We start from the raw sequence: 11,361 nt of genomic DNA, 5'->3' as shown, positions 1-11,361 counted from the left end.
CGATCTCGTCGAAGGGGTTCATCGACATTTTCACGTTCGCGATGTCCACACCCGTGTTGTCCGACTTGACGCGGACCTTCACGTTGTAGTCCACCACCCGTTTCACCGGGACCAGGACCTTCATGCTCGGCACTCCTAGGGTTCTCTTGGGGAATTGACGTTGACGCAGGCCGGAATTCTAAGTCTAGGAGCCAGGGAGCCCCGACAAAAAAGAACGACCGTTCGTTTTTGATTATAGAGGGCTGCGCGACGAAGGCGACGGATTCGGCGGCACGCTCGGCAGCGCATTGCCCTGCAGGTCGACGAAGCGCACCACCCGCTGCGGATACGGGATGTCGACGCTCGCTTCCCGCAGGGCCTTGAGCACGCGCAGGTTCACGTCGGACTTCACGTTGATCTGGCCGTTCTGCGGATCGTCGATCCAGAACAGCAGCTTGAATTCGAGCCCGTCGGCGCCGAACTTCACCAGCCGCGCCGAGGGCGCCGGGTTGGCCAGCACGCGATAGGTGCGCAGGGCCGCGTCCACGAGCAACTCCTGCACCTGGTCGGTGTCGCTTTCGTAGCCCACGGTGACATCGGTGAACAGCACCAGGCGCGGATCGCCGATGGACAGGTTCTCTACCCGCTCCGAGATCAGCTTCTCGTTGGGCACGACCGAGGCGCGGCCGTCGCCGGCGCGGATCAGCGTGTAGCGGGTCTTGATGTCCGCGACCACGCCCTCGAAGCCGTCCACCTTGACGGTGTCGCCGATGCGCAGGCTGCGCTCCGCCAGGATCACGAAGCCGCTGACGTAGTTGGCCGCCAGCTTCTGCAGGCCGAGGCCCAGGCCGACGCCGAGCGCGCCGCCCAGCACGGACAGCGCGGTGAGGTCCACCCCTGCCGCCGACAGGGCGAACAGGAAGCCGATGGCCAGCAGCGCCGCGCGGATCGCGTTGGCGGCCACCATGCGCAGCGACAGGTCGGCCACCGTGTCGCGCAGCACCTTGCGCTCCAGCGCCGCCGAGAGCCACAGGGCCAGCACCATCACCAGCCCCGAAGACAGCACGCCCTGCACGATGGCCAGCAGGCTGATCCTGGACTTGCCGAAGGTGAACCGGATGTTCTCCATCTCCGCCATCACCGGCGGCAGCAGGCCCAGGATCCACAGCACCGCGGCGATCCACGCCATCCAAGAGAACACGCGTTCGATCACGCGCGCCCAGCCCGAACCCGGGAACACCAGCGGGAACACGCGCGCCAGCAGCCGGATGCCGGCGAGCGACAGCAGCACCGGCACAGCCAGCCGCAGCAAGGGCACCTGCTGCAGGCCACCCAGCGCGACCCGCGCGCTGTACGTGAGCGCCAGGGCGATCAGGGGAAAAAGCACGCCGTCGATGAGTCCGCGGCCGAACAGCACCGAGTCGGTCGGTTGCCGCCGGCCCGTGAGCCAGCAGATGCCATAGGCCGCGGCCAGGCACGCCAGCAGCGTGGCCCCTTCCCAACCAATGCCCCGGTGGCTCAGCTCACCGAGCAGCTGATCGAGATCGCTCAAGAACCCGCCCAGGTGGGCTTGCGCTTCTCGCTGAACGCGGTGACGCCTTCCAGGGCGCAGGCGTCCATCATGTTGGTCGCCATCGTCTGGGTCGCCAGTTGATAGGCCGCTTCGATGCCCATTTCGCGCTGGCGATAGAACAGTTCCTTGCCCATGGCCAGGGCGACGCGTGGCTTGGCGAGGATGCTTTGCACCAGTTGCTCGATGTCGGTGTCGACCTGCTCGGGCGCGACGGCGTGATTGACGAGGCCGCGTGACTGCGCCTCGGCCGCGGAGATGAAGCCGCCGGTGACCAGCATCTCCATGGCCTGCTTGGCCGGCACGTTGCGCAGCAAGGGCACGCTGGGCGTGGCGCAGAAGAGGCCGTAGTTGACGCCGCTGACCGCGAAGCGCGCCTCGGTGGACGCCACCGCGAGGTCGCACTGCGCCACCAGTTGGCAGCCCGCCGCAGTGGCGATGCCGTGCACGCGCGCGATCACCGGCACCGGCAGCTGCTGGATCGCCAGCATCATGCGGCTGCACCGCGCGAACAGCTGCTGGTAATACGCCAGCTCGGGCCGCGCGATCATTTCCTTCAGGTGGTGCCCGGCGCAGAAGGCCTTGCCGGCCGCAGCGAGGATCAGCACGCGCACGGATTCGTCATCGTGCAGGCGATCCAGCGCCGAGTGCAAGGCGGCGATCATCTCCTCGCTCAGCGCATTGAAGCTCGCCGGCCGGTTCATGGTCAGCGTGACCACGCCGCGCGCATCGCGTGTTTCGATCAGGACCTGTTCGTCCATGTTCCCCCTCCTCTGCCGCGACTTCAGACGTCGGCCAGCGCCCGTACGTGCGCCTCCACGCTGCGCGCCAGTGCGCCCAGGTTGTAGCCACCCTCCAGGCACGACACGATGCGGCCCTGCGCGTACTTGTCGGCGACCGCCTTGATCTGCTGCGTGATCCAGGTGTAGTCGGCCTCGACCAGCCCGAGCTGGCCCAGGTCGTCGTCGCGGTGGGCATCGAAGCCGGCGCTGACGAAGATCATCTCGGGCTTGAATTCGTCCAGGCGCGGCATCCAGTGCTTCTCGATCTGCTCACGGATCGCCGGGCCGCGGGTGAACGCCGGAATCGGCAGGTTCACCATGTTGTCCGCGTGTTCGCCAAAGCCGCTGTAGGGATAGAAGGGATGCTGGAACAGGCCCACCATCAGCACGCGCTCGTCGCCCGCCAGGATGTCCTCGGTGCCGTTGCCGTGGTGCACGTCGAAGTCGACCACCGCGACGCGTTTCAGGCCATGGCGCTCGAGCGCATAGCGCGCCGCGATCGCGACGTTGTTGAACACGCAAAAGCCCATCGCGCGCTGGCGGGTGGCGTGGTGGCCGGGCGGGCGCGTGGCGCAGAAGGCATTGGCCAGCTCGCCGGCCATCACCGCATCCGTCGCCGCGATGGCCGCCCCGGCTGCACGCAACACTGCGTTCCAGGTGTAGCGGTTCATGGCGGTGTCGGGATCGATGTGCAGCAGCTCGCTGCCGCCGGCGTCCTCCTGCTGGCGCAATTCCTCGGCCAGGCCGAGCACGGAGGCGACATGCATGCGGTCGTGCGCGAGTTCCAGCAGCTCCGTGCTGGCCAGGGGCGCCTCGCGGCGGTCGACCGCGTCGAGCAGGCCGGAGGCCAGCATGCGGTCGTCGATGGCGTCCAGGCGCTGCGGGCATTCGGGGTGGCCACGTCCCATGTCGTGCCGCTTGCAGTCCGGGTGAGTGAAATAGCCGGTCTTGTGCATTGCTCGCCTCGGAGGTCCTGGAAATTGCGATAAGGTCGCAGCTTGTATGCAAGCACGACAAAAACTCAAAACGCTCCTTGACCAGCTTAACACGGTGATCGTCGGGAAGCCTGCGCAGGTCAGGGACTGCGTGGCCTGTCTGCTGGCAGGGGGACATCTGTTGATCGAGGACGTCCCGGGCGTCGGCAAGACCACCCTGGCCCATGCGCTGGCGCGCGCCTTCGGGCTGCACTTCTCGCGGGTGCAGTTCACGGCGGACCTGATGCCGAGCGACCTCTCCGGCGTCTCGGTGTACGACCGCGGGCGCGAGAGCTTCATCTTCCACCCGGGTCCGATCTTCGCGCAGGTGCTGCTGGCCGACGAGATCAACCGCGCCAGCCCCAAGACGCAAAGCGCGCTGCTCGAGGCGATGGAGGAAAAGCAGGTGACGGTGGAGGGCGAAACCCGCGCCCTGCCCTCGCCCTTCTTCGTGATCGCCACGCAGAACCCGCACGACCAGCTGGGCACCTTCGCATTGCCGGAGTCGCAGCTGGATCGCTTCCTCATGCGGATCTCGCTGGGCTATCCGGACCGCGCGGCCGAGCGCGCGCTGTTCTCCGGGGCCGACCGCCGTGCGATGGTCGAGCACCTGGGCAACACGCTCTCGCCGATCGAGCTGCAGGCGCTGCAGCAACAGGTGATGGACGTGCACGCGGCCGATCCGCTGCTCGATTACGTGCAGGACCTGGTGGCCGCCACGCGCTCGGGCCGCTGGTTCCTGCAGGGACTGTCGCCACGCGCCGGCATCGCGGTGATCCGCGCGGCCAAGGCGCAGGCGCTGCTGTCCGGCCGCGACTACGTGGCCCCCGACGACGTGCAGGCGATCTTCCCGCAGACCGTCGCGCACCGCCTGGTGCCCGTGGGCGACGCGGGTCGCGGGCCGGTGGAGCAGGTGCGGGCGATGGTGGAGGCGGTCGCGCTTCCTTGAGAATGACGGATGACGAATGACTGCGCCGATGGCTTCGATGACGAATGACAAGGCCATGCCCGGTGCGCAGCAGCGGAGTCCTTCGTCATCCCCGCTGCCAGCCAGCGAGGTCATTCGTCATTGGTCCTTCGCCATGCACCCGCTCGCCTTCGTGCGCAGTCGCTTCCGCCAGTGGTGGCAGTCGCGCCTGCCGCTCTCGGACACGCTCACGCTCACCCAGCGCAACGTCTACATCCTGCCCACGCGCCCCGGCTTCATGCTGGCGGCCACCCTGCTCGTGCTGCTCGTCGCATCGATCAACTACCAGCTCAATCTGGGTTACCTGCTGACCTTCATGCTGGCAGGCAGCGCGGCCGTCGGCATGCATGTGTGCCATGCCACGCTGCGCGGCCTGACGCTGGCGCTGATGCAGCCGCCGCCGCAGTTCGCGGGCGCGAGCGCGCCGCTGTCCATCGTCCTGGGCAACACGCGCACCGCGGTGCGCCACGCCATCGGCCTGGCCGTGGTGGACGCCACGCACGAAGACCACTGGACCTGGACGGACGTGCCGGGCCAGGGCACTTGCACCGTGCAGGTGGCCTTCCGGCCCGAGAAGCGCGGGCTGCACCGCGTGCCGCCGCTGACGGCCGAGACCCGGTTTCCGCTCGGCACCTTCCGGGTGTGGACCGTGTGGCGGCCCGCCGCGCAGGTGCTGGTCTACCCGCAGCCGGAATTGCATCCGCCGCCCTTGCCGCCGGGCGAGCCGCGCGCAGGGGGCGCAGCCGTGACCCGCGCGCAGAACACGGGCGAGTTCGAGGGCGTGCGGGCCTATCGCCGTGGCGACCCCATGAAGCTGGTGGTGTGGAAGAAGGCCGCCCGCTCCTCCGAGCTGGTGAGCCGCGACACCATGCAGGCGCAGCGGCAGGAGCTCTGGCTGGATGGCGAGCATTGCGGCCTGCTCGATCGCGAGGCGCGCATCTCGCGGCTGGCCGCGTGGGTGCTGCAGGCGGATCGCCTGGGGCAGGACTACGGCCTGCGCTTCGCCGGCACCACCGTCGCGCCGGGCAGCGGTGAGGCTCACAAGCGGCGCTGCCTGGAGGCGCTGGCGCTGTGCTGAAACTCTCCGCCCACCTCTCGGGCCTGCCGCGCGAAGCGCGCGACACCCTGTTCCTGCTGGTGGTGATCGGCTGGGTCGTGGTGCCGCACGTGCCCGACCTGCCCTGGTGGTGCACGCTGCTGGCCGCCGGCGTGCTGGTCTGGCGTGGCAGCCTCGCGATCTCGGGCCGGCCGCTGCCCGGTCGCGCCTGGCTGATCTTTCTGCTGCTGGGGACGATGCTGGGCACCTGGGCCAGCCACCGCACGCTGCTCGGACGCGACGCCGGCGTGACCCTCACCGTGGCGTTGCTGGCGCTGAAGACGCTGGAACTGCGGGCGAAGCGCGATGCCTTCGTCATCTTCTTCCTGGGCTTCTTCACGATGCTCACCAACTTCTTCTTCTCGCAATCGCTGACCGTGGCCGCCGCCATGCTGATCGCGCTGCTCGGCCTGCTGACGGCATTGGTCAATGCCCACATGCCGGTGGGCCGGCCGCCGCTGCGCGAGGCGGCGCGCACGGCCGGCTGGATGGCCCTGCTGGGCGCGCCGGTGATGGCGGTGCTGTTCCTGCTGTTCCCGCGGCTGGCGCCCTTGTGGGGCATTCCGGCCGACGCGATGAGCGGCCGCAGCGGCCTCTCGGCGCAGATGGAAGTCGGAGCGATGGCCAGCCTGGCACTCGACGAAAGCATCGCGTTCCGCGTGCGCTTCCTGGACGCGCGTCCGCCCCAGCGCGACCTGTACTTCCGCGGCCCCGTGTTCAGCGAGTTCGATGGCCGTGCCTGGCGTCCCCTGCTGCCGCGCCTGGCGCAGCGCTTCCCGCCGCCGCAACTGGGCAACCCGCAGCTGGTGCCTCTCGGCCCCGAGATCCGCTACGAGCTGACGCTGGAACCGAACAACCGCCCGTGGCTGCTGGCGCTCGACGCGACCACCACCGCCCCCAGCGCGCCCGGCGTGGACGTGGCCATGACGAGCGAGCTGCAATGGGTGACTTCACGGCCCGTGGTCGACCTGCTGCGCTATCGCGCGGCCAGCCACGTCAACTTCCGCCAGGGGCCGCAACGCCGCGGCCTGGTGCTGCCCGAGTACCGGCAGCTGCCGCCGGGGTTCAATCCGCGCACCATCGAACTGGCCGCCCGCCTGGTGCGCGAGAACCCCGTCGGCGACTCGATGGCGCTGGTGCAGTCCGCGCTGCACCTGCTGCGCACCGGCGGCTACACGTACACGCTGGCGCCCGGGGTCTATGGCCAGCACACGGCCGACGAGTTCTGGTTCGATCGCAAGGAAGGCTTTTGCGAGCACATCGCGTCCGCCTTCGTCGTGCTGATGCGGGCGGCGGGCGTGCCGGCGCGCCTGGTCACCGGCTACCAGGGCGGCCAGCCCAATACGCTGGATGGCTACTGGATCGTGCGGCAAAGCGACGCCCATGCATGGACCGAAGTCTGGCTCGAGGGCCGCGGCTGGGTGCGCATCGACCCGACCTCCGTGGTTGCACCCAACCGCACCGGCTCGTTCGAGCGCCTGACCGCCCCGCGCGGCGTGCTCGAGGCCGCGATGGAAACGGTGAACCCCAACCTGTCGGCGCTGCTGCGCGCCAGCTGGGAGGCGATGAACAACAGCTGGAACCAGTGGGTGCTGAACTACACGCAAAGCCGCCAGCTCAACCTGCTGCACCACCTGGGCTTCGACGCGCCCACCTGGGAGGACCTGGCGCGCCTGCTGATCGGGGTGGTCGTGGCGGTCGCTTTGGCCGGGGCGGCGTGGAGCTGGTGGGACCGCCTGCAGCACGATCCCTGGCTGCGGCTGCTGAGCCGGGCGCGCCAGCGACTGCGCCGTGCGGGTGTGGACACGGGTGCGGCCACACCGCCGCGCGAAATCGCAAATCTTGTCACGCGAAAATTCGGCGAGGATGCGCGAGGATTGGCGCAGTGGCTGCTGAAGCTCGAGGCCCAGCGCTACGCCTCCTCCCCCGGCGCAAGCCTGGCCGCGCTGCGGCGCGAATTCCACAAGATTCCCTGGCCCCATTGATGCGATTGCTCTCTCTCGTCCTGGCAGTGGCCGTGACCCTGCCCCTTGGCGCCTGCGCCGCCGGCAAGGCCAGCGCGCGCGCCCTGGCGGAACAACCCGCACCATCCTCGCAGCGCAGCGGCCCCGCCTACGCCGAGCGCGAGGACGCGATGCAGTTCGCCGATGCGCTCGCGGCCCGCCGCCAGCTCGATCCCGCCTGGGTGCGCGCGACGCTCGGCCAGGCGCACAACCTCGCCGTGGTCAGTCGGCTGATGCAGCCCGCGCCCACCCGCCAGCCCAAGAACTGGGCGGTGTACCGCAGCCGCTTCATCGACGAGACGCGCATCGACGCCGGCGTGCGTTTCTGGCAGGACAACCGCGCGACCCTGATGCGCGCCGAGCAGGAGTTCGGCGTGCCGGCCGAGATCATCGTCGGCATCATCGGCGTGGAAACGATCTATGGCCGGCAGATGGGCGACTTCCGCGTCCTGGATGCGCTGGCCACGCTCTCGTTCGACTTTCCCGCCAGCCACCCGCGCGCGGCCGAGCGCACGGAGTACTTCCGCGGCGAGCTCGAACAGTTCCTTGCCTTCCACCAGGCCGCGCACAGCGACCCGCTCGCGCCGCGGGGCAGCTACGCCGGCGCCTGGGGCATGCCACAGTTCATGCCCAGCAGCCTGGTGCACTGGGGCCGCGACTACGATGGCGATGGCAAGGTCGACCTGGCCAACAGCCCGGCGGACGCGATCGGCTCCGTGGCCAACTACTTCAAGGGCTATGGCTGGATCTCCGGCATGCCCACGCAGTACCCGGTGCGCTTCGATCCCAGGAAGCTGGACCTCGGCGCGCTGCTGGCGCCCGATATCCTGCCGACCTTCAGCGTGGCGCACTTCCAGGACAAGGGCGCGGTACTCGAAGGCGCGGCCCTGGAGCACAAGGGACCGCTGGCGCTGATCGAACTCCAGAATGGAGCCGACGGGCCGACCTTCGTGGCCGGCACGGAAAACTTCTACGTGATCACGCGCTACAACCAATCCAGCTACTACGCGATGGCGGTGATCGAACTGGGACACTCGGTGAAGGCAGCGCTGGCCACCTCGGCGCGCAATCCATGATGCTGACCCTGCAGTCCTGGCAGCGCCTGTGGAACGAGCTGGGCGCCCGTGTGGTCAACGGCGGCCTCATGAACCAGCTGGTCGCCGCGTACAGCGAGCAGCATCGCCACTATCACACGCTGCAGCACCTGCGCGAATGCCTGGCGCATTTCGATGCTGCCGCCTCGCTTGCCCGCCGTCCCGCGGAAGTGGAACTCGCGCTGTGGTTCCACGACGCGGTGTACGACCCGCGGCGCGAGGACAACGAGGCGCGCAGCGCGCAATGGGCACGCGAGAGCGTGCTGGCCGCCGGCTGCGAGGAAGCCGTCGCCGACCGTCTGCACGGGCTCGTGCTGGCGACGCAAGCCCACCGCGACGACGCAGGGGACCTGGATACGCAACTCCTGCTCGATATCGACCTCAGCATCCTCGGCGCGGCCGGCGCACGCTTCGCCGAATACGAGCGGCAGATCCGCGCCGAGTACGCGCACATCGACGAGGCGAGCTTCCGCGCCGGCCGCGCCCGCGTGCTGCAAGGCTTTCTCGCGCGGCCCTCGATCTATCTCACCGCACCTTATCGCGAGGCCCTCGAGGCGCGCGCCCGTGCCAACATCGGACAAGCGCTCGCCGGCTTGCAAGCGTGATCCCACTCTCACGGCAGGATTCGTGGTGCAGGTCACGCTGCGGAAGTTACGTCGGTAACAGCGACGCGTTAGCCACGCGGCCGTGATATTCGCCGCATGGTGTTCCCTGCGTGCTCTGGCAAATTCGTCTTGCCATGAACTTCGACGTCGTGATCGAGCGCGGACCCGCCTATGTCAGGGTCACCGTTTCGGGGGAACCCGAGATCGGTGAACTGCTGGCCATGATCCACTTGCTCGGCGTCGAAAGCGAGACCTGGAACGACGACCGCGTGCTGGTGGACCTGCGCCGCGTCGACACGGTCTTCAGCCGCTACGAGCAGTTCCGCATCGGCGAAGAAGCCGCCGCCAGCCTCTCCCACATGGAGAAGATCGCCTCCTTGGTGCCCCCGGAGCGCATCACGCGCGTCAGCCAGAAAACGGCCCGCCGCATGGGCGCCAACGTGAGCGTGTTCGGGGATGAAGAGGCGGCGGTGGCGTGGTTGCGGGAGGCGTAGCGGGTCAGGCCGTCGAAAGCGGACTGCCGGACGCAGAACACGCAGAATCTCGCAGAACACGCAGAAAAGAATCCAATCAAACTGAATGGTTTTTTTTGCGTCCTCTGCGAGATTTTGCGTCTTCTGCGTCCGGCAGTCCGTATTCGGTGTCACGCCGGAACCAGGAAGTCCCGGCTGATGCGCGCACCGAGGTCGTTGACGCGGTCCAGGAACTGCGTGAGGAAGCCGTGCAGGCCGTTGGCCAGGATCTCCTCGATGTGACCGTACTGCAGTTCCGCGCGCAGCTTGCCGGCGCGCCGCTGCGTCTCGGCCGACTGGTCGTTGGCGACATAGACCAGGTTCTGCACCACCTCGTTCAGGCTGGCATGCAGCGAGCGCGGCATGTCGGCGCGCAGGATCAGGAGGTCCGCCACGCGTTCGGGCTTGATCACGTCGCGATAGACCTTGCGGTAGATCTCGAAGCCCGAGACGCTGCGCAGGATCGAACTCCAGTGGTAGAAGTCGTACTCCTGGTCCTTCTCGCTGGCGGCGCCGAAGAAGTCGCTCTGCACCGCGTGGAACTTGACGTCGACCAGCCGCGCCGTGTTGTCGGCCCGTTCGAGGAAGGTGCCCAGGCGCATGAAGTGCAGCGCCTCGTCCATCAGCATCGTGCCGACCGTGACCCCGCGCGACAGGTGCGAGCGGAACTTGACCCATTCGAAGAACTGCCCCGGGTCGCGCTCGAAGTCGCCGGTGCGCAGCATGCGGTTGATCTCCAGCCAGGTCTGGTTCTGCGTCTCCCAGGCCTCGGTGGTGAGCGAGCCGCGCACGGCCCGCGCGTTCTCGCGCGCCGCGCGCAGGCAGGACACGATGGACGAGGGATTGCTCTCGTCGCGCACCATGAACTGCATCACCCGCTGCGGATCGACCTCGCCGTGCTTGGCCTGGTAGGCCGGCATCAGCTCGCTGATCGACAGCATGCCCTGCCATCCGACCTTGGACACCGCCGCCGATTGCGGCAGCAGCGAGGTCTGGTAATTCACGTCCAGCATCCGCGCCGTGTTCTCGGCGCGTTCGGTGTAGCGCGACATCCAGTAAAGGTGGTCGGCGGTGCGGCTCAGCATTGCGTTGCTCCGCATGACGGGTGGCGAATGAGGAATGAGGAATTCATACCTCGAGAATCCACGTGTCCTTGGTCCCCCCGCCTTGCGAGGAGTTGACCACCAGCGAGCCTTCCTTGAGCGCCACGCGCGTCAGCCCGCCCGGCACCATCTGCACCTCCTTGCCCGAGAGCACGAAGGGCCGCAGGTCGATGTGGCGCGGCGCGATGCCCTTCTCGACGAAGGTCGGACAGCTCGATAGCGCCAGCGTCGGCTGCGCGATGTAGCCCTCGGGCTTGGCGACCAGCTGCTGGCGGAACTGCTCGATCTCGTCCCGGCTCGCCGCCGGCCCCACCAGCATGCCGTAGCCGCCGGCGCCGTGCACCTCCTTCACGACCAGTTCCTTGAGGTTGGCCAGCACGTATTTCAGGTCCTCGGGATCGCGGCACTGGAAGGTTGGCACGTTCGAGAGGATCGGCTTCTCGCCCAGGTAGAACTCGATCATCTTCGGCACGAAGGGATAGATCGACTTGTCGTCGGCCACGCCCGTGCCGATGGCATTGCACAGGGCCACGTTGCCTGCGCGATAGACGTTCAGCAGGCCGGCGGTGCCGAGGCTCGAGTTGTTGCGGAAGGCGAGCGGGTCGAGGTAGTCGTCGTCGACCCGCCGGTAGATCACGTCGACCCGCTTGGGCCCGCGCGTGGTGCGCATGTAGAC

Annotated in this window: 11 protein-coding genes and 1 pseudogene; 6 read left to right on the top strand and 6 right to left on the bottom strand. The window is 68.2% G+C overall.

Translation table 11 applies throughout. From position 1 onward, the window contains the following. From JWP60_RS18045 to JWP60_RS18030, 4 genes and pseudogenes are all read right to left on the bottom strand, one after another. A pseudogene (locus JWP60_RS18045) lies at positions 1-124 on the bottom strand (electron transfer flavoprotein subunit beta/FixA family protein); the annotation flags it as partial. A 108-nt stretch (positions 125-232) separates the two neighbouring features. Next, on the bottom strand, positions 233-1,531 hold the full coding sequence (locus JWP60_RS18040) for a mechanosensitive ion channel domain-containing protein (protein ID WP_299794533.1): 1,299 nt from the start codon (positions 1,529-1,531) through the stop codon (positions 233-235). After that, positions 1,528-2,310, bottom strand: coding sequence for an enoyl-CoA hydratase (locus tag JWP60_RS18035; RefSeq protein ID WP_299794530.1), 783 nt, complete (start codon positions 2,308-2,310; stop codon positions 1,528-1,530). Before JWP60_RS18035 ends, JWP60_RS18040 begins: the two co-directional genes overlap by 4 nt. Before the next feature lie 23 nt (positions 2,311-2,333). Then, positions 2,334-3,287, bottom strand: a complete 954-nt coding sequence (locus JWP60_RS18030) for a histone deacetylase family protein (protein WP_299794527.1) — start codon at positions 3,285-3,287, stop codon at positions 2,334-2,336. Between the two features lie 46 nt (positions 3,288-3,333). On the opposite strand from JWP60_RS18030, the gene JWP60_RS18025 reads away from it, so the two are divergent. The 6 genes from JWP60_RS18025 (at position 3,334) to JWP60_RS18000 (ending at position 9,564) form a co-directional block, all read left to right on the top strand. Then, on the top strand, positions 3,334-4,254 hold the full coding sequence (locus JWP60_RS18025) for a MoxR family ATPase (RefSeq protein WP_299794524.1): 921 nt from the start codon (positions 3,334-3,336) through the stop codon (positions 4,252-4,254). A 133-nt stretch (positions 4,255-4,387) separates the two neighbouring features. After that, positions 4,388-5,350, top strand: a complete 963-nt coding sequence (locus JWP60_RS18020; protein ID WP_299794536.1) for a DUF58 domain-containing protein — start codon at positions 4,388-4,390, stop codon at positions 5,348-5,350. Beyond that, entirely contained in the window at positions 5,344-7,353 is a 2,010-nt protein-coding gene (locus tag JWP60_RS18015; protein WP_299794519.1) for a DUF3488 and transglutaminase-like domain-containing protein, read from the top strand. The genes JWP60_RS18020 and JWP60_RS18015 overlap by 7 nt, the downstream gene beginning before the upstream one ends. Continuing rightward, a complete protein-coding gene (gene mltB / locus JWP60_RS18010) occupies positions 7,353-8,447 on the top strand; it encodes a lytic murein transglycosylase B (protein ID WP_299794516.1) in 1,095 nt (364 codons plus the stop codon). The genes JWP60_RS18015 and mltB overlap by 1 nt, the downstream gene beginning before the upstream one ends. After that, on the top strand, positions 8,444-9,070 hold the full coding sequence (locus tag JWP60_RS18005; RefSeq protein ID WP_299794513.1) for an N-methyl-D-aspartate receptor NMDAR2C subunit: 627 nt from the start codon (positions 8,444-8,446) through the stop codon (positions 9,068-9,070). The genes mltB and JWP60_RS18005 overlap by 4 nt, the downstream gene beginning before the upstream one ends. Before the next feature lie 134 nt (positions 9,071-9,204). Beyond that, the gene (locus tag JWP60_RS18000; protein WP_299794510.1) at positions 9,205-9,564 is read left to right on the top strand and encodes an STAS/SEC14 domain-containing protein; all 360 of its coding nucleotides are present in this window, start codon (positions 9,205-9,207) and stop codon (positions 9,562-9,564) included. A gap of 149 nt (positions 9,565-9,713) precedes the next feature. Here JWP60_RS18000 and JWP60_RS17995 read toward each other — a convergent pair whose 3' ends face one another. Both JWP60_RS17995 and JWP60_RS17990 read right to left on the bottom strand, forming a co-directional pair. After that, positions 9,714-10,667, bottom strand: coding sequence for an alpha-E domain-containing protein (locus JWP60_RS17995; protein ID WP_299794507.1), 954 nt, complete (start codon positions 10,665-10,667; stop codon positions 9,714-9,716). 43 nt (positions 10,668-10,710) lie between these two features. Next, positions 10,711-11,361: circularly permuted type 2 ATP-grasp protein (locus JWP60_RS17990; RefSeq protein WP_299794504.1), on the bottom strand; the 651-nt coding region annotated here is incomplete at its 5' end.

Source organism: Ramlibacter sp. (assembly GCF_028291745.1).
In the GTDB taxonomy this organism is placed as follows: Bacteria; Pseudomonadota; Gammaproteobacteria; order Burkholderiales; family Burkholderiaceae_C; genus Ramlibacter.
This window is presented reverse-complemented; position numbering and strand designations above follow the sequence as displayed.